A 22,124-nucleotide genomic window follows, 5' to 3' on the forward strand; every position below is an offset into this window, starting at 1 on the left:
TTTCGATGAGTTATCAGGTTCTTGCACGTAAATGGCGTCCGCGCTCGTTCCGCGAAATGGTCGGCCAGACCCATGTGCTCAAGGCTCTGATCAATGCCTTGGACAGCCAGCGGCTGCACCACGCTTACCTCTTTACGGGCACGCGCGGGGTCGGCAAGACCACCATCGCGCGGATCATCGCCAAATGCCTGAACTGTGAAACGGGTATCACTTCGACGCCGTGTGGCGAGTGTTCGGTGTGCCGCGAGATCGATGAAGGCCGTTTCGTCGACCTGATCGAGATCGACGCCGCGAGCCGGACCAAGGTCGAGGACACCCGCGAGCTGCTCGACAACGTGCAGTACGCCCCGAGCCGCGGGCGCTTCAAGGTCTACCTGATCGACGAAGTGCACATGCTCTCCAGCCATTCCTTTAATGCGCTGTTGAAAACCCTCGAAGAGCCGCCGCCCTACGTCAAGTTCATCCTGGCGACCACCGACCCGCAGAAACTTCCTGCAACGATTCTTTCGCGGTGCCTGCAGTTCTCGCTGAAGAACATGACCCCTGAACGGGTGGTCGAGCATTTGACCCACGTGCTGGGCGTCGAAAACGTACCGTTCGAAGACGACGCGCTGTGGCTGCTGGGCCGCGCCGCCGATGGTTCGATGCGCGATGCCATGAGCCTGACCGACCAGGCGATTGCTTTCGGTGAAGGTCGGGTCATGGCCGCCGATGTGCGGGCGATGCTCGGCACGCTCGATCACGGTCAGGTTTACGACGTTCTGCACTCGCTGATCGAGGGCGACGCCAAGGCGTTGCTCGAGGCCGTCCGCCATTTGGCGGAACAGGGCCCGGACTGGAACGGCGTGCTCTCGGAAATTCTCAACGTGCTGCACCGTGTCGCCATCGCCCAGGCCTTGCCTGAAGGCGTCGACAACGGTCACGGCGACCGTGATCGGGTGCTGGCGCTGGCCCAGGCCTTGCCGGCCGAAGACGTGCAGTTTTATTACCAGATGGGCCTGATCGGCCGCCGCGATTTACCGCTGGCGCCGGACCCGCGCGGCGGCTTCGAAATGGTCTTGCTGCGGATGCTCGCGTTCCGCCCGGCAGACACCGCGGATGCGCCGAGGCAACCGCTAAAGCCAGTGGGGATCAGCCAGGCCACAGTTGATTCCGCAAACTCAGTGGCTGCCGCGCCGGTTGTTGCGCCGGTAGTCGCTGCGGCAGTTGCACCGGTTGTTGCCGCGCCGATCGCGCCGGTGGTTGCTCCCGAGCCTGAGCCGGTTGCAGCCGTTGTCGTGCCGGAACCGGTCATCGTGCCGGAGCCCGTTGTTGCGCCGGTAGCGGTCGAAGCCGTCGTCGACCTGCCGTGGAATGATCCGGTCGAACCCGAAGTCGTCCAGCAGCCAGCCGTCGAGCCGGTGCTGGAAACCGCCGCTGAACAACCCGAATTGCCCCCGATGCCGTTGCCGACGCCTGACAGCGTTGTGCCAGACGCGCCGGAATGGGCCGCTGCGCCGATCCCGGAACCTTCCGTGGCCGACGTCGACGCCGCGACACGGGGCATCGACTCCGACGACGAGCCGCCGCTGGACGAGGACTACATCGAACCGGACATGGATTCGGCGTACAGCTACCTCGACGAACTGGCCAGTGAGCACGCCGCCGAACCCGCGCCGGAACCTGAACCTGAGCCGGCCGCGATGCCCGCCACCGGTCTGGCCCTGCAATGGCTGGAACTGTTCCCGAAACTGCCGATTTCCGGCATGACCGGCAGCATCGCCGCCAACTGCACGCTGATCTCCGTGGAAGGTGACCATTGGCTGATGCACCTGGACCCGGCCCATAGCGCCTTGTTCAACGCGACCCAGCAACGTCGTCTCAACGATGCGCTGAACCAGTTTCACGGGCGCACGCTGACCCTGAGCATGGAGCTGATCAAGCCCGAGCAGGAGACCCCGGCCCAGGCTGCATCCCGGCGTCGTGCCAACCGTCAGCGCGAGGCGGAAGAGTCGATCCACGGTGATCCGTTCATCCAGCAAATGATGCAGCAGTTCGGTGCGGTGGTCCGTAACGATACTATTGAACCTGTCGAAGCCCTGGTCAGTCAGGGCTAATAACTGAAGGCGTTTGGCCGAAAGGGCCGGGCGCTGTTTTTATCCAAGTACTTTGAGGTGATTCCCATGATGAAAGGTGGCATGGCCGGCCTGATGAAGCAGGCGCAGCAGATGCAGGAAAAAATGGCCAAGATGCAGGAAGAGCTGGCCAACGCCGAAGTCACCGGCAAGGCCGGTGGCGATATGGTCACCGTGGTGATGACCGGTCGTCACGACGTCAAGCGCGTGACCATCGATCCAAGCCTGGTCGAAGGCCTGAGTGAAGACGACAAAGAGATGCTGGAGGCCGTATTCGCCGCCGCCGTCAACGACGCCGTGCGCAAGATCGAAGCCAACAGCCAGGACAAAATGTCCGGCATGACCGCTGGCATGCAACTGCCACCGGGGATGAAGCTGCCGTTCTGATTCGCCAAAGCGCGTCGGATGAGCTACAAAAAAATGCCAGGCATTGCGCCTGGCATTTTTGTTTCTGTCTGTTGGAGATGTAGTGTCTGTGGGGACGCCTTCGCGGGCAAGCCTCGCTCCTACAAGTGCTATGCAATACCTGTAGGAGCGAGGCTTGCCCGCGAAGAAAGCGACGCGGTCCCCGACAGAAACATCGAACACCCGACCGCCACAAAGGTCTGCTTCCCTATACCGCCAAATTCATCGATCAAAGGAGACGCTCACATGCCACAAGCATTGACCCTCAACCAACGTATCGTCCTGGCGTCTCGCCCGGTGGGCGCACCGACGCCGGAGAATTTTCGCCTGGAACGGGAAGCGCTGCCGGACCTGGCGGATGGCCAGATATTGCTCAAAACCCTGTACCTGTCGCTGGATCCCTACATGCGCGGCCGCATGAGTGACGCACCGTCCTACGCGGCGCCGGTGGCAATCGACGAAGTGATGACCGGTGGCGCCGTCAGCCGTGTCGAGCGCTCGCTGAATCCGAAGTTTCAGCAAGGTGACCTGGTCGTCGGCGCTACCGGGTGGCAGAGCCACAGCATCAGCGACGGTCGCAATATCATTCCGGTGCCGTCCGGGCTGCCGAGCCCGTCGATGGCGCTGGGTGTGCTCGGCATGCCGGGCATGACCGCCTACATGGGCTTGATGGACATCGGCCAGCCAGCCTCTGGAGAAACCCTTGTGGTCGCGGCGGCGTCCGGCGCGGTGGGCTCAGTGGTCGGGCAAGTGGCGAAGATCAAAGGCCTGCGTGTGGTCGGTGTGGCCGGTGGCGCGGACAAGTGCCGCTATGTGGTGGACGAGTTGGGTTTCGATGCCTGCATCGACCACAAGAGTCCCGACTTCGCCGATGAGCTGGCTCAGGCGTGTCCCCAGGGCATCGACATTTATTACGAGAACGTCGGTGGCAAGGTATTCGACGCGGTGGTGCCGTTGCTCAACCCCAAGGCGCGGATTCCACTGTGCGGCCTGATCGCTTCCTACAACGCCAGCGAGGCGCCGACCGGTCCGGATCGCCTGCCGCAGTTGCAGCGCACCTTGCTGACCAAGCGTGTGCGGATTCAGGGCTTCATCGTGTTCGACGACTACGGTGATCGTCAGCCGGAATTCGTCAGCGCCATGGCGCCGTGGGTGCGCGACGGCAAGGTGAAATTCCGCGAAGATGTGGTCGAGGGTCTTGAGAATGCGCCCGAGGCGTTCATCGGTCTGCTGGAGGGACGCAACTTCGGCAAACTGGTGGTGCGCGTCGCGCAGGACTGAGTATTTGACGCTAAAGAGAGGCGCGGGTATAAACCGCGTCTCGTTGTTTTGTCGGACGTTTCCCCATGAGCTTCAGCCCTTTGATTCGCCAACTGATCGATGCCCTGCGAATTTTGCCAGGTGTGGGTCAGAAAACTGCCCAACGCATGGCGTTGCAGCTGCTCGAGCGTGATCGCAGCGGTGGCTCGCGACTGGCCCTGGCACTCAGCCAGGCGATGGAAGGGGTGGGGCATTGCCGGTTGTGCCGCACGCTGACCGAAGACGACCTGTGCCCGCAATGCGCCGATAACCGCCGCGACGACACCTTGCTGTGCGTGGTGGAAGGGCCGATGGACGTCTACGCGGTGGAGCAGACCGGTTTCCGCGGTCGATACTTCGTGCTCAAGGGCCACCTGTCGCCGCTCGACGGGCTGGGGCCGGAAGCTATCGGGATTCCGCAATTGATGGCGCGGATCGAAGAGGCGGGTACTTTTACCGAAGTCATCCTTGCGACCAACCCGACGGTCGAGGGTGAAGCCACGGCGCACTACATCGCCCAGTTGCTCAGCAACAAAGGCCTGATCGCCTCGCGCATTGCCCACGGCGTGCCGTTGGGTGGCGAGCTGGAGCTGGTGGATGGCGGGACGTTGGCGCATTCGTTTGCGGGGCGTAAGCCGATTGCTTTGTAGTGTTTTACCGACGCTATCGCCAGCAAGCTGGCTCCTACAAGGGTGCGTGATATCTCTGTAGGAGCCGGCTTGCCGGCGATCCAGGCTCCTCGGTCCATCTGATTCACACAATCCTGTTGAAAACCAAGCAAGCGCTCGGTTAACGTCGCTGAACCCTTCCATGGAGTTCGCCGATGCCTGCCTTCCAGGAATACTTCGACCCCAGCCACCAATTGGTCCGCGACAGCGTCAGACGTTTCGTCGAGCGCGAGATTCTTCCGGACATCGACCAGTGGGAAGAAGCCGAAAGCTTTCCCCGCGAACTCTACCTCAAGGCCGGTGCAGCGGGGATCCTGGGCATCGGTTACCCCGAAGCCCTGGGCGGCAGCCATGAAGGTGATCTGTTCGCCAAGATCGCCGCCAGCGAAGAGTTGATGCGCTGCGGTTCTGGCGGTCTGGTCGCCGGGTTGGGTTCGCTGGACATCGGCCTGCCGCCCATTCTCAAATGGGCCAGGCCGGACGTTCGCGATCGCGTCGTGCCGGCCGTACTGGCTGGCGAGAAGATCAGCGCCCTGGCCGTCACCGAGCCTAGCGGTGGCTCCGACGTGGCCAACCTGCAAACCCGCGCCGTGCGTGACGGCGACGTCTACCGGGTCAGCGGCAGCAAAACCTTTATCACCAGTGGCGTGCGTGCGGATTACTACACCGTCGCGGTGCGCACCGGTGCGCCCGGTTTCGGTGGCATCAGCCTGTTGCTGATCGAGAAGGGCACGCCAGGGTTCACCGTAGGCCGTCAGTTGAAGAAAATGGGCTGGTGGGCGTCGGACACCGCCGAGTTGTTCTTCGACGATTGCCGCGTACCTGTAGGTCATCTGATCGGCGCGGAGAACATGGGCTTCGCTTGCATCATGGGCAACTTCCAGAGCGAACGCCTGGCGTTGGCGCTGATGGCCAACATGACCGCGCAACTGGCGCTGGAGGAAAGCTTGAAATGGGCCCGTCAGCGCGAAGCGTTCGGCAAGCCCATCGGCAAGTTTCAGGTGCTCAAGCATCGCCTCGCCGAAATGGCCACGGCGCTGGAAGTGTCACGGGAGTTCACCTATCGCCAGGCGGCGAAAATGGCGGCGGGACAGAGTGTGATCAAGGAGATTTCCATGGCGAAGAATTTCGCAACGGACACGGCGGATCGGATTACCACGGATGCGGTGCAGATTCTGGGGGGCTTGGGTTATATGCGTGAAAGCCTGGTGGAGCGGCTGTACCGGGACAATCGCATCTTGTCGATTGGTGGCGGGACACGGGAAGTGATGAACGAGATCATCAGTAAGCAGATGGGGCTTTGAGTGTTGTGGTGTTGCTGCTGACGCCTTCGCGGGCAAGCCTCGCTCCTACAAGGGGTCGCATTATCCTGTAGGAGCGAGGCTTGCCCGCGAATAGGCCGGTACAGGCGCCGCTTATTTATCGCTCAGGGCAAACTGCGTCAGGCAAAACGTCGGAATCCCCATGTCTTCCAGGCGTTGTGACCCACCCAACTCCGGCAGATCAATAATCGCCGCCGCTTCATGCACCCGCGCGCCCATGCGTCGAATCAGGTTCGCCGCCGCAATCAGCGTGCCGCCGGTGGCGATCAAATCATCGAACATCACCACCGAGTCGCCTTCACACAAGCTGTCGGCGTGGACTTCGAGGAAGGCTTCGCCGTACTCGGTCGCATAACCTTCGGCCAGCACATCCGCCGGCAGTTTGCCTTGCTTGCGGAACAGCACCAGCGGCTTGTTCAACTGATAGGCCAGCACCGAACCGATCAGGAAACCACGGGCATCCATGGCGCCGATGTGGGTGAAATCAGCCTCGACATAACGGTGGGCAAAGCTGTCCATCACCAGGCGCAGAGCCGTGGGCGACTGGAACAGCGGGGTGATGTCGCGAAAAATGACGCCCGGTTTCGGGAAGTCGATCACCGGGCGGATCAGGGATTTGATGTCGAAGGAGTCGAAGACCATTGTCTAGGTGTCCTGGCAGGCTGCAAACGTCGCAGTATAACGGCGGCTGAACCGTTTCGCTCAGCCGCCGTGGTCGTAATCAGCCTTCGATCGAACCGCCGGCGAGGGCGCAGAGCTGGATCGGGTCGAGGATGTGGATTTCCTTGCCTTCGGCGGCGATCAGCTCGTTCTGCTGGAAGCGCGTAAACACCCGCGACACGGTTTCCACCGCCAGGCCCAGGTAGTTGCCGATTTCATTGCGCGACATGCTCAGGCGAAACTGATTGGCCGAGAAGCCGCGAGCGCGGAAGCGTGCCGACAGGTTGACCAGGAAGGTGGCGATGCGCTCGTCAGCGGTTTTTTTCGACAGCAGCAACATCATCTGTTGATCGTCGCGGATTTCACGGCTCATCACGCGCATCAACTGACGGCGCAGTTGTGGCAGTTGCAGCGCCAGTTCGTCGAGGCGTTCGAACGGAATTTCGCAAACCGAGGTGGTTTCCAGCGCCTGCGCCGAGACCGGATGCTTTTCGGTGTCCATGCCCGACAGGCCAACCAGCTCGCTCGGCAGATGGAAACCGGTGAGTTGTTCTTCACCGCCATCGCTGAGACTGAAGGTTTTCAGGGCGCCAGAACGTACTGCATAAACGGAGTCGAAAACGTCGCCCTGACGGAACAGGAACTCGCCCTTCTTCAGTGGGCGGCCACGTTTAACGATTTCGTCCAGCGCATCCATGTCTTCCAGATTCAGAGAAAGTGGCAAGCAGAGGGGAGCCAGGCTGCAGTCCTTGCAATGGGCCTGGTTATGAGCGCGCAGTTTTACTGGCTCGGACATTTCTTAAATCCTTGTGGGAAAGCACACATAAGACGTAAGGGTACCTCACCGGAAGACGTTCAGGCCAGCGCTGTGCCGATTTGTCACGCCATGGTAAAGCGCCGCTGTCGGTGGCCGATAAACTGGCATCAACCTATGCGCAGGTACTCGTTTCATGGCCACCATCGGCGTGCTCAACCCCGGCAACAGTGGTGTGCAAACACTGCATGAGCCCGCAAACGGCCTGGCCGGCGAAGACTCGGCAATCGCCATTGGCCCGGCCACTTCGCCCATGGCTGAAGGCATCAAAGTCACGTTGTCTGGCGCCGGTTTGACCAAGGCTGCCAGTTCCCACGATGACAACAAGGACATTGAAGAAAGCGGGTTGCCGGAAAACATTCAACAGATCCTGAAAATGATTCGCCGAATACAGAAGCAGATCGCCGAGAAAGTCGCGAGCATGCAAGCGGTAATGGCAGACAAGCGACTTTCAGCTGAAGAACGCAGGGCCAAGCTCGGCGCGCTGCAAGCGACCATCACCACCCTCAATGGCGGGCTGATCACGGCCAATATGGTGCTGTCCAAAGCCATCTCGCAGGCGAGCCTGACCCCTGAGCAAGTGCTGAAGACGACTTCCCTGCTGTTGGAGCGTTAGATGACCCGCGAAAACCGCTGGCGATTCTGTTGCTCCAGGTACGCGTCGAACACCATGCACACCGAACGCACCAGCAACCGTCCGGCCGGCAATACGGTGATCCGTTCATTGTTCAGTTCGATCAGTCCGTCTTCGGCCATGCGTTGCAGTTGCGGCCACAATTCGCCGAAGTAACCGCGAAAATCGATGTTGAAAGCCTTCTCGATCTCAGCGAACTCCAGGTTGAAACTGCAAATCAATTGTTGAATCACCGCCCGCCGCAGGCGGTCATCGGCATTGCACAGCAGGCCGCGATTGGTGGCCAGTTGTGCTGAGGCCAAGGCGTTCTGGTACTGATTCAGGTCGCTGCTGTTCTGGCAGTACAAGTCGCCAATCTGGCTGATGGCCGAGACGCCGAGGCCGATCAGGTCGCAATGGCCGTGAGTGGTGTAGCCCTGGAAGTTGCGTTGCAGGGTTGATTCTTCTTGAGCAATTGCCAGCTCATCGTCGGGCAGGGCGAAGTGATCCATGCCGATGTAACGGTAGCCGGCGGCGGTCAGTTGTTCGATGGTGCGCTGGAGCATTTCCAGCTTCTGTGCCGGTGTCGGCAATTCGTCGCTGTTGATTCGCCGTTGCGGCATGAAGCGTTCCGGCAAGTGCGCGTAGTTGAACACCGACAGGCGGTCCGGTTGCAGGTTGATCACTTCGTCGACCGTGCGGGCGAAGTTCTCCGGTGTCTGCCTTGGCAAACCGTAGATCAGGTCGATGTTGATCGAGCGAAATTGCAGCGTCCGTGCGGCGTCGATCACCGCCCGGGTTTCTTCCAGACTTTGCAGGCGATTCACCGCGCGTTGCACGGCCGGGTCGAGGTCTTGCAGGCCGATGCTGACCCGGTTGAAACCCAGCTCGCGCAGCAGGCCCATGGTCGACCAATCGGCTTCGCGAGGGTCGATCTCGATGCCGTAGTCGCCGGAATCGTCCTCCAGCAAATTGAAGCTTTTACGCAACTGGGCCATCAGTTGACGCAGTTCGTCATGGCTGAGAAAGGTCGGTGTGCCGCCACCGAAATGCAATTGCTCGACCTTCTGCGCCGGGTCGAGATGGCAGGCGATCAGCTGGATTTCCTGCTCCAGGCGCTGCAAGTAGGGCAGGGCGCGGCCGCGATCCTTGGTGATGACTTTGTTGCAGGCGCAGTAGTAGCAGATGTTCGCGCAGAACGGCACGTGCACATACAGCGACAAAGGCCGCAGGGCCTTGCGGCTTTCGCGCAGCGCATGGAACAGGTCGAAGGTGCCGACATGACCATCGAACTGCACGGCGGTCGGGTAGGAGGTGTAACGCGGTCCCGCCAGGTCATAACGGCGGATCAGATCGGTATCCCAACGAATGGCGTCGAGCATCATGCGGGCATTCCCCCGGATAGGCTGGCAGTGTCGGCAAGTCTATGGGGTGCGGCGTTGGGGCATCTTGATTTGCATCAACGGTCAGGATTTGTGTTTTCGGTGCGGGCCTCTTCGCGGGCAAGCCTCGCTCCTACAGTGGATCGCGCACAACTGTAGGAGCGAGGCTTGCCCGCGAAGGCCGCGCCGCCGATCAATGCCCCATAAGCCAATGCTGATGCGGCCCCGGCAAGGTCCAGATGCCAAACAGCATCACCAGCAAGCCGCCCGTCATGCGTACGTACCGTTTGCGCAACAGCGCCGTGACCCGCTCGGCCGCCAGCCCCGTGGCAAGCAACACCGGCCAGGTGCCCAGCCCGAACGCGAGCATCAGCAATGCACTGTCCAGCGCATTGCCCTGGCTCGCCGACCACAGCAACGTGCTGTAAACCAGCCCGCACGGCAGCCAGCCCCAGAGCGCGCCGAGCAACAAGGCTCGCGGCAGGCTCGACACTGGCAACAGCTTGTTCGCGACGGGCTGAATATGCCGCCACAGACCGCGACCGAGGCTTTCGATGCGGGTCAGGCCGCTCCACCAGCCAGCGAGATAAAGCCCCATGGCGATCAGCAGCAATCCGGCGAGGATACGCATGAACATCGCCGCCGGGCTGTTCGCCACCGCCCAACCCGCCAGGCCGATCAGCAAGCCGGCCGCTGCGTAACTGAGAATCCGCCCGAGGTTGTAGGCCAGCAGCAATCGAAACCGGCGGCTGCGCTGTTCCTTGGGAATTGCCAGGGTCAGCGCGCCCATCAAACCGCCGCACATGCCCAGGCAATGCCCGCCGCCGAGCAGGCCCAGGATGACCGCCGACACCAGCAGGGGCGCCAGCTCAAACATGCGGGGGCGCCTTGTCGTCCGGTTTGGCCGGATGGCCGCTGGCCTCGTCGACCGCTGCGGTGTGGTTCGGGTCCTGGTCGTCGAACAGGATGCTGTGGGCCGGGCCGTCGAGGTCGTCGTACTGACCGCTGTCGACCGCCCAGAAGAAGATGTAGACCGCGATGGCGACGATCAGCAGTGCGGCCGGGATCATCACGTAGAGAGCTGGCATGGTGAGGCTCCATGCCCGCGCGGCTCAGGCCGGCAGCGGGCGGGTTTCTGGCGTGGCGCTGGCGGCCGGCGTGCTCGGCAGGCGAGTCAGGCGCAGGGCGTTCAGCACCACGGTCAACGAACTGATGGACATGCCGACCGCCGCCCACACCGGCGTAATCCAGCCGAGGGCGGCGAACGGCAACATGAGGCCATTGTACAGCCCGGCCCACAGCAGGTTCTCGATGATGACCCGACGGGTGCGCCGAGCGAGGCTGAAGGCTTGCACCAACGCGTCCAGGCGGTTGGACAACAACACCGCATCCGCACTGGTTTTCGCCAGATCGGTGGCCGAACCCATGGCGACGCTGATGTCGGCGGCGGCCAGCACCGGCACGTCATTCACGCCGTCACCGAGCATCAACACCTTGCGTCCTTCCTTGTGCAGCTGTTGCAGGACCTGCAATTTGTCGTCCGGACGCAAACCGCCACGGGCCTCGTCGATGCCCAGCTCGGCGGCGACGCTGGCGACCATCGGCGAGCTGTCACCCGACAGCAGCAACGTGCGCCAGCCGCGCGCCCGGCAGGCTTCCAGCAACGCGGGTGCATCGGCGCGCAAACGGTCGTCGAGGACGAACCATGCCAGCGGTCCGGCATTGTCGCCGAGCAGCAGCCATTGGCCGGCTTCATCCGGCATCAACGGGATGGCAGCGCCACTGAGTTCGCAGACAAAACCCGGTTGGCCGATGCGCAGGCGTTGCTTACCGACCACGCCTTCCAGGCCCAGCCCCGGCGTGCTGTGGACTTCTTCGGCGGCCAGTGGCGCGCGGCCAAACGCACGGGCGATGGGGTGTTCGGAACGGTTTTCGAGGGCGGCGGCGAGGCCCAGGCATTGATCGCTGTCGAGCGCGCCGAGCGGGCGGATCGAGCGCAGCGCCAGGCGCCCTTCGGTGAGGGTGCCGGTCTTGTCGAAAATCACCGTGTCGATCTGGTTCAGGCCTTCCAGCACATGGCCGCGGGTCAACAACAAACCCAGTTTGTGCAGCGTGCCGGTGGCGGCAGTGAGCGCGGTCGGTGTGGCGAGGGACAGGGCGCACGGGCAGGTCGCGACGAGCATCGCCAGGACAATCCAGAAGGCGCGCGATGAGTCCAGCTCCCACCACAGCAGACCAATGCAAGCGGATGCGATCAGCGTCAGCAGCAGGAACCATTGCGCGGCGCGGTCGGCGATCTCCGCCAGTCGTGGCTTCTCGGCCTGGGCGCGGTCGAGCAGGCGGACGATGGCAGACAGTCGGGTGTCCTGGCCGAGGGCGAGGACTTCCACGGTCAGCGCGCCCTCGACGTTCAGGGTGCCGGCGGTGACGGCGTCACCAAGCGTGCGCGGCTGTGGCAGGTATTCGCCAGTCAGCAGGGATTCGTCGATGCTCGACTGACCGTCGAGGATCTTGCCGTCGGCCGGCAGGATCGCGCCGGGATGCACCAGAACCTGATCGCCGACACGCAGTTCGCTGAGCAGGATCCGCTCGCTCTGACCATCGGCGCTCAGGCGCAAACACGAGGCGGGCAGCAGGTTAACCAGCTGTGCGGTGGCGGCGGCGGTGCGTTCGCGGGCGCGACGTTCCAGATAACGCCCGGCCAGCAGGAACAGCGCAAACATGCCGACGGCATCGAAATACAATTCGCCGACCCCGGTGATCGAAGTCCAGATCCCGGCGATGTAGGCACTGCCAATCGCCAGCGACACCGAGACGTCCATGGTCAGGTGGCGGGTACGCAAATCGCGCATCGCCCCTTTGAAGAACGGCGCGCAGCTGTAGAACACGATCGGCGTGGTGAGGAACAGCGCGACCCAGCGCAGGATGGTGTGCAGCTCGGGGCTGAGGTCGATGTTGAATTCCGGCCAGGTGGCCATGGTCGCCATCATCGCCTGGAACCACAGCAGCCCGGCAACCCCGAGTTGGCGCAGGGCCAGGCGGTTTTCGCTGGCCAGTTGTTCGCTGGCGCGGTCGGCTTGATAGGGATGGGCGGCGTAACCGATGTGGCGTAACTCGCTGAGCACCTGGCTCAGCGGCAATTGCGCATCGGCCCAGCGTACGTGCAGGCGATGGTTGGACAGGTTGAGGCGCGCTTCGGCCACCGCCGGCAAGCCGCGCAGGTGTTTCTCGATCAGCCAGCCACAGGCCGCGCAACTGATGCCTTCCATCAGCAGCGTGGTCTCGGCGAGTTCGCCTTCGTGGCGCACGAAGGGTTTTTGCACGTCGGCGCGATCGTACAGCGCCAGTTCATCCACCAACTGCACCGGCAACGCTTCGGGGTTGGCCGAGGCTTCGCTGCGGTGCTGGTAATAGCTTTCCAGCCCACCGGCGACAATCGCTTCGGCCACCGCCTGACAACCCGGGCAGCAGAACTCGCGGGTTTCACCGAGGACGGCCGCGGTGAAGCGGCTGCCGGCCGGGACGGGCAGGGCGCAGTGGTAGCAGGGGGTTGGGGTGGTCATGATGTTGGATCTATGTCGTCTGAAAGGGCCTCATCGCTGGCAAGCCAGCTCCCACAGGGTTTTGTGAACGCCACAAATCTAATGTGGGAGCGAGCCTGCTCGCGATGCGCGAAGCGCTGGTTGTTACTTTTTCAGGTCTTCGGCGCCCTGCAGCGGTTCGTCACCCAGCAGCAGATCCTTGTCATGGCTGACCAGCTCTTCTTCGAACATACGCCAGATGTGGTCGTCCTGAGTACCCAGCAATTCGACAAAACGACGACCTTCCACCTTGTCGCTCAACTGGCCGATGTAGCGGCCCTGTTCGGTTTCGCTTTGGGCGAGGGTGATCTTGCGATCCTTCTCCGGCTGGGTCGGCGAGATCAGGTTCAGTTCGAGGGTTTTCGGTTGGCTGTTGCCGCTCAGGCGCAGGTCGACTTCGCCGGTCACGTCATCCAGGTGCACGCTGGCGCGCAGGAGCAGGGTTTGCGCCAGCAGTTCACGGTCGAGGGAGCGGTTGATGCCTTTGCCGGCCTCGTAGTAGTTGTCGTTGACCAGGTTGTCCGGGTTGTTCACCGCGATGGTCACCATGGACAAGGTCAAGGTCACCGAACAGGCGAGGATGGCAATGATGATCCACGGCCAAAGATGCTTGTACCAGGGACTTGCGGCGTTTGCTGCGGGCATGATCACTTCTCTTAACGAATTTGTGGGCCGATGAACCGGCTCTTGGCTTCAACGTGGATGCTCTCGTCATCGGCATCCTTGAGGATGAATTTCACCTCGTTGGTGCTCGATGGCAGTTTTTCCGGCGCGATGGACAGTTCCACCGGCTGGCTGAAAATTTCGCCGGCGGCGACCTTGATCTCGCGTTTGCCTTGCAGCTTGAGATCCGGCAGGCCGGCGGCTTCCAGCACGTAGGTGTGGTCGCGCTGATCCTTGTTCATGATCTTCAGGCTGTAGACGTTTTCAATCCGGCCTTCGGCGTTCTCGCGGTACAGCACGCGGTCTTTGCTGACGTCGAAACCGACCAGCGAACGCATGAAGAACGCCGTCGCCAGCAACGCCATCATCGCCAGCAATACAGCGGCGTAGCCGATCAGGCGCGGGCGCAGTTTATGGGTTTTTTGCCCGGACAGGTTGTGCTCGGTCGTGTAGCTGATCAGGCCGCGGGGGTAATCCATCTTGTCCATGATGCTGTCGCAGGCATCGATGCACGCAGCGCAACCGATGCATTCGATTTGCAGGCCGTCACGGATGTCGATGCCGGTCGGGCAGACCTGAACACACATGGTGCAGTCGATGCAATCGCCCAGGCCCTGGGCCTTGTAGTCGATGCCTTTCTTGCGCGGGCCGCGGCTTTCACCGCGACGCGGATCGTAGGAAACGATCAGCGTGTCCTTGTCGAACATCACGCTCTGGAAGCGTGCATACGGACACATGTAAATGCACACCTGCTCGCGCAGCCAGCCGGCGTTGCCGTAAGTGGCGAGGGTGAAGAAACCGACCCAGAAATACGACCAGCCATCCGCTTCGCCAGTGAAGAATTCGATGGTCAGCTCGCGGATCGGCGAGAAGTAACCGACGAAGGTCATGCCGGTTGCGAAGCCGATCAGCAGCCACATCGAGTGCTTGCTGAATTTACGCAGGAACTTGTTGGCACTCATCGGCGCCTTGTCGAGCTTGATGCGCTGATTGCGATCGCCTTCGGTGACCTTCTCGCACCACATGAAAATCCACGTCCAGACGCTCTGCGGGCAGGTATAACCGCACCAGACACGACCGGCGTACACGGTAATGAAGAACAGGCCGAACGCGCTGACAATCAGAATGCCCGAGAGCAGGATGAAATCCTGCGGCCAGAACGTTGCGCCAAAAATAAAGAACTTACGCTCCGGCAGGTTCCACCAGACGGCTTGATGACCGCCCCAGTTCAGCCAGACCGTGCCGAAATACAACAGAAACAAAAACGCGCCGCCCATCATCCGCAGGTTACGGAACAGGCCGGTGAAGGCGCGGGTGTAGATCTTTTCTCGAGAGGCGTAGAGGTCGACGCTGTTGTTCGCGTTCTTGGCAGGCGGGGTAACGTCGTGTACCGGAATCTGGTTGCTCATCAGTTGCATCCCACGGCAGTGGAAAAATGCCTCGGTCAGTACATGCCGACCGCGGTCAAAAAGGGGTGTTGCAGTGGCGCAATGATACGCCTGTAGCTCTAGATCAAGGGTGCGACCTTTGGTCACGTTGGTGGAAACCAACTGACGGTGTAATGACTTGAATCAATTGACTGGTGAAATTATGGACGGTTTTGCGGGTGCCGACGTTCAATCGGCCCATGGATTGATCAGTGCAACGCCGCTGGATTGAAAGTCGCCGATATTGCGAGTGACCACCGTCAGACCATGCACCAGGGCAGTCGCTGCAATCAGCGCGTCGCTTTCGTTAGTGCTGTCTGGAACATGCAAGCCGGCACAGCGTAGGGCCACGGCGGCGTCGACGGGCAAGATTCTGGCATCAAAGGCTGGCATGACATGTCGCTTAAGCCAGGTACGCAATACCTTCCCCTGCGCGGGGTCACGACGCTCCATTCGCAGAACCCCGGTCTCCAGCTCCTTTAGGGTAATGGCCGAAATAAACATTCGTGGGGCGATGACGCTTTTGGCCCAGGCGACGACGTTTGCATCCGCCCGGGGTTTGCGCAATTCAGAAATTACATTGGTGTCGAGCAGAAACATCAGGACAGGTCCACGGGTCGATGAATGATCACGGCGCGCTCGGTTTCGAACTCGATGTCTGCCGCTTCCGGCATCACCAATAGATCGACAATGCTGGCGTTGCTGCCGGTGAGATTTTGGTAGTCCTCAATGCTTAGCAGTACATGGGCCGGCTTGCCACGGTCGGTGATGATAACCGGTCCCTGGCGCGTGGCTTTTTTGGCACTACTTGTGTCCTGATTGAATTCGCGGCTCGAGATAGTGGTGATGGCCATCATGGTTGGCCTCCTGAAAGCGGTAATGTAGAAACGTTACTACTTGATCCTCTGCTTCGGCAACCTGAATCCATGGAGAAGGTCGTACCGTTCGTCGTTTCAGTGACGAAGGTTGGCTGCCAGTGCCGAGGTCACTCACTTTGTTCTCAATGTGGCTGGTAATGCGTAGATATTGATAGATATCAGTTTTTATTGATGTGGCGATTGCATTGAAAGTTTGGCGGAGTATGTGGGTAAGTTGGTCGAGTTGGTTTTATAGTTGGTGTTCACAATTATATATATGTTGTTTATTGTTGTTCTGGTGAGTGTTGTTGTAGTTTGCTCTTCGCAGATGTGTTTTAAATGGATTTTGTGTGAGTGCGCTCACTATTAAATATTAGGGAAAAGGACAAGATGGAATTAAGCAAAGGATGGCCGTTGTTGGTGTTGCTGGTAGGTGTGTGGGTAGTTCCTGTTGTGTCGTCGGCGCAAACGCCACGGCATATCGTGTTCGCTTCGGACCCGCAGTTTCCCTGGACCGATAACACTGACGCCCGGTTGCCGGAGTCCGATTCTCAGAAGCGGGAGCGCTCCCGTTGGCTGATCGAAACGCAGTACGACAGTATTGCCGACTTCAGGCGGCAACAGGGTGGGAGCGCGGCGGTTCCCGTGATGATCAATGGCGATATGACTGCCTTCGGTCATGCGGATGAGCGTTCCTATGTCCAGCAGACGCTGGATGCGAAACTTCAAGGGGATTATGACTACGGGTTGGGTAATCATGACTATCAAAATAACGTGGATGATTGTTTTCTGAATAATTGCGCCGCTGGAAGCATTGAAAATTTGAAGGAGCGCTATTGGGGGAAAGTCGGCAGTATGGATCTGGCGGCGCGGGCTTCATGGCCGAGCACCACTTATTACGGCAGTCTCGCGTACTCCAGGGATTATGGCGATGTGCACTTGGTGCAGTTACATAACGAGCCAACTTACTCGGTGACCTTCTCTTCGGGGACTTTTTTCAGTCCGACGGTTTTTGAAATTACCCCTGCACTCGATTGGCTTGAGCGTGACCTTCGGCAGGCACGCGCGCAGGGGAAAATCATTCTACTGAACATGCATAAACCCAATGATTTTATGGGTGACTGGAGTCAGGAAAAACGGTTCAGGGATATGATCGAAAAGTATGAAGTGACTGCAATATTCGCCGGTCATCTTCATGGGCATGGCGGCACCATCTGGTACACGAACGGTGTGCCCGGTTTCATCAGCGGCAGTGCATCCCAGCAGACCTATCTGATCGCCAGTTTTTCCGAGGATCGCAAAAACCTGCACGTCTATGCGGTCGATAACAACCAGTGGCAAAAACGTGAGCTGATAGCGACAGTGCCGGTGTCATGAATTCTGGCCAATAGCCCATAAAAAAGGCCCCGCCAGATCACTGGCGGGGCCTTTTTTTGCATCAAGCGTTTGCCTTACTGGGCATCCGCCGCCGGAGCTTTCTCGCCGTGAGACAAGCTGTAGACGTAAGCGGCCAGCAGGTGAACCTTGTCGTTGCCTTGCAGCTGTTCTTGCGCAGGCATCTGGCCCTGACGGCCGTAACGGATGGTCTGCTGCAGTTGAGCGAAGCTCGAACCGTAGATGAACGCACCCGGGTGGGTCAGGTCAGGTGCGCCCATCGCTGGCGTCCCTTTGCCGGCCGGACCGTGGCACGCCACGCAGTTGGCGGCGAACAGTTTCTGCCCGGCAGCCGGGTCAGCCTTGGTGCCTTCCGGCAGCTTGCGGCCATCGAGGCTGGTCAGGACGAACGCAGCAACGTCCGCAACACCTTGCTCGCCGATCACTTCAGCCCACGCCGGCATGACCGCGTGGCGGCCGCCCATGATGGTGGCCTTGATGGTTTGTGCTTCGCCACCCCAGCGCCAGTCGGCGTCGGTCAGATTCGGAAAGCCATAAGCGCCTTTGGCGTCGGAGCCGTGGCAAACCGAGCAGTTGGAGGCGAACAAACGGCCACCCATCTTCAGGGCTTGCGGGTCCTTGGCGACTTCTTCGATCGGCATGGAAGCGAATTTGGCGAAGATCGGGCCGAACTTGGCGTCCGACTTGGCCATTTCCTTTTCCCACTCGTGAACGCCGGTCCAGCCGCTCTGGCCGTTGGCGAACGCGGTCTGCTTTTCGTTATCCAGGTAGTTGTAACCCGGCAGCAGGCCTTTCCAGTTGCCCAGGCCCGGGTACAGCACCAGGTAACCCAGGGCGAAAATGATGGTGCCCACGAACAGCATGAACCACCATTTTGGCAGCGGGTTGTCGTACTCCTCGATCCCGTCGAAGGAGTGGCCAACCGTTTCTTCGGTGGCTTCGCTGCGCTGGCCCTTGCGGGTGGACAGCAACAGCCAGGTCAGGGCGAAGATGGTGCCGAGACTGAGGACTGTGACGTACAGACTCCAGAACGTAGTCATTCTTTGTTACTCCTAGAAGCTTGCTCGACGTGCTTGATGGCTTCGGGATCATCCGCGAAAGGCAGCAAGGTCGCGTCTTCAAACTCCGACTTGCGCTTGGGGCTGAACACCCACAACGCCAGACCGATGAAGGCCACCATCACAACAACGGTGCCCAGGCCACGAATCATCCCGATATCCATCTAAATCACCGTTTGCTTTTGATGATGGTGCCCAGGCCTTGCAGATAGGCCACCAGCGCGTCCATTTCGGTTTTGCCCTTCACAGCATCCTTGGCACCGGCGATGTCTTCGTCGGTGTAAGGGACGCCGAGCGTGCGCAAGACTTCCATTTTCTTGGCGGTGTCTTTGCCGTCGAGCTTGTTTTCCACGAGGAACGGGTAGGCCGGCATTTTCGACTCGGGCACTACGTTGCGCGGGTTGTACAAATGCGCACGCTGCCAGTCATCGGAGTAACGACCGCCGACACGGGCCAGGTCTGGACCGGTACGCTTGGAACCCCACAGGAACGGGTGGTCCCAGACGCTTTCACCGGCTACCGAGTAGTGGCCGTAGCGTTCGGTTTCAGCACGGAACGGGCGGATCATCTGCGAGTGGCAGCTGACACAACCGTTGGCGATGTAGATGTCGCGGCCTTCCAGTTCAAGGGCGGTACGAGGCTTCATGCCTTCGACCGGCTTGTTGGTGACGTCCTGGAAAAACAGCGGAACGATCTGGGTCAGGCCGCCGATGCTGACGGCGATGACCATGAAGAAGGCCAGCAGGCCAATATTCTTCTCGACTGCTTCATGCTTCATCAGTGAGCTCCAACTACAGCAATCTGTTCGGCGGCTTCAGCTTCGGCCGGGTTCGAGGCACGTACGGTACGCCATACGTTGTAGGCCATGAGCAGCATGCCGGTGGCGAAGAATGCGCCGCCCAATGCGCGAACGATGAAGCCCGGGTGGCTGGCTTGCAGCGCTTCGACGAACGAGTAGGTGAGGGTGCCGTCGTCGTTGATTGCACGCCACATCAGACCCTGGGTGATGCCGTTGACCCACATCGAAGCGATGTACAGCACGGTACCGATGGTCGCGAGCCAGAAGTGTGCGTTGATCAGGCCGATGCTGTGCATCTGCGCGCGACCGAACAGTTTCGGGATCATGTGGTAGATCGCGCCGATCGAGATCATCGCTACCCAGCCAAGAGCGCCGGCGTGTACGTGGCCGATGGTCCAGTCGGTGTAGTGCGACAGCGAGTTGACGGTCTTGATCGCCATCATCGGACCTTCGAAGGTCGACATGCCGTAGAACGCCAGCGATACCACGAGGAAGCGCAGGATCGGGTCGGTGCGCAGCTTATGCCAGGCGCCCGACAGGGTCATCATGCCGTTGATCATGCCGCCCCAGCTTGGTGCCAGCAGGATGATCGACATGGCCATGCCCAGCGACTGCGCCCAGTCCGGCAGCGCGGTGTAGTGCAGGTGGTGCGGACCGGCCCAGATGTACAGGGTGATCAGCGCCCAGAAGTGCACGATGGACAGGCGATAGGAGTAGATCGGACGCTCGGCCTGCTTCGGAACGAAGTAGTACATCATCCCGAGGAAGCCGGTGGTCAGGAAGAAACCTACGGCGTTGTGGCCGTACCACCACTGGATCATCGCATCCGTCGCACCGGCGTAGGCCGAGTAGGACTTGAAGAAACTGACCGGCAGCGAGGCGTGGTTGACGATGTGCAGCATCGCCGTCACGACGATGAAGGCACCGTAGAACCAGTTGCCCACATAGATGTGCTTGGTCTTGCGCTTGGTGATGGTGCCGAAGAACACCAGACCGTAGGTGACCCAGACGATGGCCAGCAGAATAGCCAGGGGCCATTCCAGCTCAGCGTATTCCTTGGTGGTGGTGTAACCCAACGGCAAGGTAACGATGGCGCCGACGATCACCGCTTGCCAACCCCAGAAGGTGAAGGCCGCGAGGCTGTCGGAAATCAGTCGCGTTTGGCAGGTTCGCTGCACGACGTAATAAGAAGTGGCAAACAGTGCACAACCACCAAAGGCGAAAATCACCAGGTTAGTGTGCAACGGGCGCAGGCGTCCAAAGCTCGTCCACGGCAGACCGAAGTTCAACTCCGGCCAGACCAGTTGCGAGGCGATGAAGACACCGAGCCCCATGCCAAGGATCCCCCAGACCACCGTCATGATGGCGAACTGGCGGACTACCTTATAGTTATAAGCAGTCGGACTGATTGCTGTGCTCATTCTAAGGTTCCACGGTTTGGGTGTTTTATTAGGAGTAAAAATCGGCCGCAAGTATGGAGAAAGCAGGGGGTCATTGCAACGCGCCATGACCTGGGTCAATGCTTTCAAAAGCTGATTCTGCGGCCTTTCCATGCGCCGCGTAAGGACAAAATCGCCCTCGGACAAAATGTCGCAGCGAACGAAAATGATGAGAGGGTCAGGTCAGTTGTAACGGGGTGTGTTCAAACGCAACGATCGGGTGACCGATGGCAATTGGCACGACAGCCGGTATCTACCAGCCTTTGCGGCTTGTCATCGAGCTGATTCGTCGAACACATCGGGTCGGGTCGACCTGGAACCGGCTCAAGCCAGTCCGCATCGGGGCAAGCTTAGACCCGAATCTGGTGAACCGAAAGGCGGACTAACGGAGGGGTGCGACAATGGGTCGCAAAGGGGCAGGGAACTGCCGCATCCGAGAAGAATGCGGCAGCAGAGCGGTCAAGAATTATTCGCTTTTGCCTTCGGCCTGCAAACGCTCTGTATTCAGACCGTGGGACAGGCTGTACACATAAGCGGCCAGCAGTTGCACTTTGTCGTTGCCGAGCAGTTCGTTCTGCGCCGGCATATGGCCCTGGCGGCCATGGCGGATCGTTTGTTGCAGTTGCGCCAGGCTTGTACCGTAGATAAAACCGGCCGGTTGCGTCAGGTTCGGCGCACCCATGGCTTCAGTGCCCTTGCCGTTTGCCCCATGACAGGCTACGCAGGTGGTGCTGAATGCTTGCTGTCCGGCTTGCAGGTCGGCGGTGTCGCCAGCCGGCAATGGCAGGCCGGCCAGTTCATGACGCACATACGCGGCAACGTTTTTCACGCCGGCTTCACCGAGGATTTCACCCCAGGCCGGCATCGCCGCCATGCGTCCACCCATGATCGTGGTCTTGATCATCTCGGCGTCACCGCCCCAGCGCCAGTTGCTGTCGGCCAGGTTCGGGAAGCCGAAAGCGCCCTTGGCATCCGAGCCGTGACACACCGAGCAGTTCGAGGCGAACAGGCGACCGCCCATTTTCAGCGCTTGCGGGTCCTTGGCCACTTCTTCCACCGGCATGGCGGCGAATTTGGCGAAGATCGGTCCGAACTTCGCGTCGGCCTTGTTCATCTCCTTTTCCCATTCGTGAACGCCGGTCCAGCCGTTCTCGTAACCCGGCAGGATGCCTTTCCAGTTGCCCAGGCCCGGGTAAAGAATCAGGTAGCCCACGGCGAACACCAGCGTGCCGGCGAACAGCATGAACCACCACTGCGGCAGCGGATTGTCGTACTCCTCGATGCCGTCGAAGCTGTGGCCCATGGTCTGGTCGACGCTGCCCTTGGTTTCGCCCTTGCGGGTGCCGATCAGCAGCCAGGTCAGGCCGATCAGGCTGCCGATGGTCAGTACGCAGATCCACGTACTCCAGAAAGTGGTCATGACCGGGTACTCCTTGCTTCAGGTTCTTGGGTGCTATCGGCTTGTGGCTCATCGGCGAACGGCAGCAAACGTGCTTCGGCGAACTCCGGATTGCGCTTGCTGTTGAACACCCACAACGTCAGGCCGACGAAGGCCACGAACACCACGACCGTGCCCAGGCCGCGAATCAATCCACTGCTCATTACGCTCATTATTTCAAAGGGCATGG

Annotated in this window: 23 protein-coding genes; 7 read left to right on the forward strand and 16 right to left on the reverse strand. The window is 60.4% G+C overall.

The genetic code is table 11. The features are described 5' to 3' along the window. Positions 1-5: 5 nt before the first annotated feature. The 5 genes from dnaX (at position 6) to J4E42_RS09435 (ending at position 5,790) form a co-directional block, all read left to right on the forward strand. The gene (dnaX, locus tag J4E42_RS09415) at positions 6-2,096 is read left to right on the forward strand and encodes a DNA polymerase III subunit gamma/tau (protein WP_207285056.1); all 2,091 of its coding nucleotides are present in this window, start codon (positions 6-8) and stop codon (positions 2,094-2,096) included. Positions 2,097-2,162: 66 nt separating this feature from the next. After that, positions 2,163-2,501, forward strand: coding sequence for a YbaB/EbfC family nucleoid-associated protein (locus tag J4E42_RS09420; RefSeq protein WP_008028561.1), 339 nt, complete (start codon positions 2,163-2,165; stop codon positions 2,499-2,501). Positions 2,502-2,765: 264 nt separating this feature from the next. After that, positions 2,766-3,800, forward strand: a complete 1,035-nt coding sequence (locus J4E42_RS09425; protein ID WP_008028559.1) for an NADP-dependent oxidoreductase — start codon at positions 2,766-2,768, stop codon at positions 3,798-3,800. A gap of 65 nt (positions 3,801-3,865) precedes the next feature. Next, positions 3,866-4,468 (forward strand): recombination mediator RecR, encoded by a 603-nt coding sequence (gene recR, locus J4E42_RS09430; protein WP_008028557.1) that lies wholly within the window; start codon positions 3,866-3,868, stop codon positions 4,466-4,468. A gap of 173 nt (positions 4,469-4,641) precedes the next feature. Continuing rightward, complete coding sequence (locus tag J4E42_RS09435; RefSeq protein WP_008037749.1) at positions 4,642-5,790, forward strand: acyl-CoA dehydrogenase family protein; 1,149 nt, start codon at positions 4,642-4,644, stop codon at positions 5,788-5,790. 111 nt (positions 5,791-5,901) lie between these two features. On the opposite strand, the gene J4E42_RS09440 is transcribed toward J4E42_RS09435, so the two are convergent. Together J4E42_RS09440 and fnr are read right to left on the reverse strand one after the other, a co-directional pair. After that, positions 5,902-6,450 (reverse strand): adenine phosphoribosyltransferase, encoded by a 549-nt coding sequence (locus J4E42_RS09440; protein ID WP_008057870.1) that lies wholly within the window; start codon positions 6,448-6,450, stop codon positions 5,902-5,904. Between the two features lie 79 nt (positions 6,451-6,529). Further along, the gene (gene fnr / locus J4E42_RS09445) at positions 6,530-7,264 is read right to left on the reverse strand and encodes a fumarate/nitrate reduction transcriptional regulator Fnr (RefSeq protein ID WP_008028550.1); all 735 of its coding nucleotides are present in this window, start codon (positions 7,262-7,264) and stop codon (positions 6,530-6,532) included. A gap of 154 nt (positions 7,265-7,418) precedes the next feature. On the opposite strand from fnr, the gene J4E42_RS09450 reads away from it, so the two are divergent. Next, positions 7,419-7,898, forward strand: a complete 480-nt coding sequence (locus tag J4E42_RS09450; protein WP_207285057.1) for a hypothetical protein — start codon at positions 7,419-7,421, stop codon at positions 7,896-7,898. Here J4E42_RS09450 and hemN read toward each other — a convergent pair. From hemN to J4E42_RS09490, 8 genes are all read right to left on the reverse strand, one after another. Then, the gene (gene hemN, locus J4E42_RS09455) at positions 7,895-9,277 is read right to left on the reverse strand and encodes an oxygen-independent coproporphyrinogen III oxidase (RefSeq protein WP_192226574.1); all 1,383 of its coding nucleotides are present in this window, start codon (positions 9,275-9,277) and stop codon (positions 7,895-7,897) included. The two genes, J4E42_RS09450 and hemN, sit on opposite strands and share 4 nt — an antisense overlap. Before the next feature lie 193 nt (positions 9,278-9,470). Continuing rightward, positions 9,471-10,154 carry a sulfite exporter TauE/SafE family protein gene (locus J4E42_RS09460; RefSeq protein WP_008028545.1) on the reverse strand — a complete coding sequence of 228 codons (684 nt, stop codon included), beginning with the start codon at positions 10,152-10,154 and terminating at the stop codon, positions 9,471-9,473. Then, complete coding sequence (gene ccoS, locus J4E42_RS09465; RefSeq protein WP_008028543.1) at positions 10,147-10,365, reverse strand: cbb3-type cytochrome oxidase assembly protein CcoS; 219 nt, start codon at positions 10,363-10,365, stop codon at positions 10,147-10,149. Before ccoS ends, J4E42_RS09460 begins: the two co-directional genes overlap by 8 nt. Before the next feature lie 24 nt (positions 10,366-10,389). Continuing rightward, entirely contained in the window at positions 10,390-12,840 is a 2,451-nt protein-coding gene (locus tag J4E42_RS09470; RefSeq protein WP_207285059.1) for a heavy metal translocating P-type ATPase, read from the reverse strand. Positions 12,841-12,963: 123 nt separating this feature from the next. Beyond that, the gene (locus J4E42_RS09475; protein WP_008028539.1) at positions 12,964-13,503 is read right to left on the reverse strand and encodes a FixH family protein; all 540 of its coding nucleotides are present in this window, start codon (positions 13,501-13,503) and stop codon (positions 12,964-12,966) included. A gap of 11 nt (positions 13,504-13,514) precedes the next feature. Continuing rightward, a complete protein-coding gene (gene ccoG / locus J4E42_RS09480; protein WP_207285061.1) occupies positions 13,515-14,930 on the reverse strand; it encodes a cytochrome c oxidase accessory protein CcoG in 1,416 nt (471 codons plus the stop codon). 207 nt (positions 14,931-15,137) lie between these two features. Next, a complete protein-coding gene (locus tag J4E42_RS09485) occupies positions 15,138-15,548 on the reverse strand; it encodes a type II toxin-antitoxin system VapC family toxin (protein ID WP_192226265.1) in 411 nt (136 codons plus the stop codon). Next, a complete protein-coding gene (locus J4E42_RS09490) occupies positions 15,548-15,802 on the reverse strand; it encodes a type II toxin-antitoxin system Phd/YefM family antitoxin (RefSeq protein WP_192226576.1) in 255 nt (84 codons plus the stop codon). The genes J4E42_RS09485 and J4E42_RS09490 overlap by 1 nt, the downstream gene beginning before the upstream one ends. A 393-nt stretch (positions 15,803-16,195) precedes the next feature. Between J4E42_RS09490 and J4E42_RS09495 the strand changes: the two genes are divergently transcribed. After that, entirely contained in the window at positions 16,196-17,182 is a 987-nt protein-coding gene (locus J4E42_RS09495) for a metallophosphoesterase (protein WP_207285063.1), read from the forward strand. 74 nt (positions 17,183-17,256) lie between these two features. On the opposite strand, the gene ccoP (J4E42_RS09500) is transcribed toward J4E42_RS09495, so the two are convergent. The 6 genes from ccoP (J4E42_RS09500) to J4E42_RS09525 all read right to left on the reverse strand — a co-directional run bounded on the left by ccoP (J4E42_RS09500) (position 17,257) and on the right by J4E42_RS09525 (position 22,122). Next, positions 17,257-18,240, reverse strand: coding sequence for a cytochrome-c oxidase, cbb3-type subunit III (gene ccoP, locus J4E42_RS09500; RefSeq protein WP_008037742.1), 984 nt, complete (start codon positions 18,238-18,240; stop codon positions 17,257-17,259). Beyond that, positions 18,237-18,422 carry a CcoQ/FixQ family Cbb3-type cytochrome c oxidase assembly chaperone gene (locus J4E42_RS09505; RefSeq protein ID WP_003175465.1) on the reverse strand — a complete coding sequence of 62 codons (186 nt, stop codon included), beginning with the start codon at positions 18,420-18,422 and terminating at the stop codon, positions 18,237-18,239. Before J4E42_RS09505 ends, ccoP (J4E42_RS09500) begins: the two co-directional genes overlap by 4 nt. Positions 18,423-18,427: 5 nt before the next feature. After that, positions 18,428-19,036, reverse strand: a complete 609-nt coding sequence (ccoO, locus tag J4E42_RS09510) for a cytochrome-c oxidase, cbb3-type subunit II (RefSeq protein WP_008028530.1) — start codon at positions 19,034-19,036, stop codon at positions 18,428-18,430. Further along, positions 19,036-20,478: a cytochrome-c oxidase, cbb3-type subunit I gene (ccoN, locus tag J4E42_RS09515; protein WP_008028528.1), complete on the reverse strand. Its 1,443-nt coding sequence runs from the start codon at positions 20,476-20,478 to the stop codon at positions 19,036-19,038. Before ccoN ends, ccoO begins: the two co-directional genes overlap by 1 nt. Positions 20,479-20,962: 484 nt before the next feature. Then, the gene (ccoP, locus tag J4E42_RS09520) at positions 20,963-21,916 is read right to left on the reverse strand and encodes a cytochrome-c oxidase, cbb3-type subunit III (RefSeq protein ID WP_207285065.1); all 954 of its coding nucleotides are present in this window, start codon (positions 21,914-21,916) and stop codon (positions 20,963-20,965) included. Beyond that, complete coding sequence (locus tag J4E42_RS09525; RefSeq protein WP_008028524.1) at positions 21,913-22,122, reverse strand: cbb3-type cytochrome c oxidase subunit 3; 210 nt, start codon at positions 22,120-22,122, stop codon at positions 21,913-21,915. Before J4E42_RS09525 ends, ccoP (J4E42_RS09520) begins: the two co-directional genes overlap by 4 nt. Positions 22,123-22,124 lie beyond the last annotated feature (2 nt).

This window comes from Pseudomonas sp. FW300-N2A2 (genome assembly GCF_017351735.1).
Classification (GTDB): Bacteria; Pseudomonadota; Gammaproteobacteria; order Pseudomonadales; family Pseudomonadaceae; genus Aquipseudomonas; species Aquipseudomonas migulae.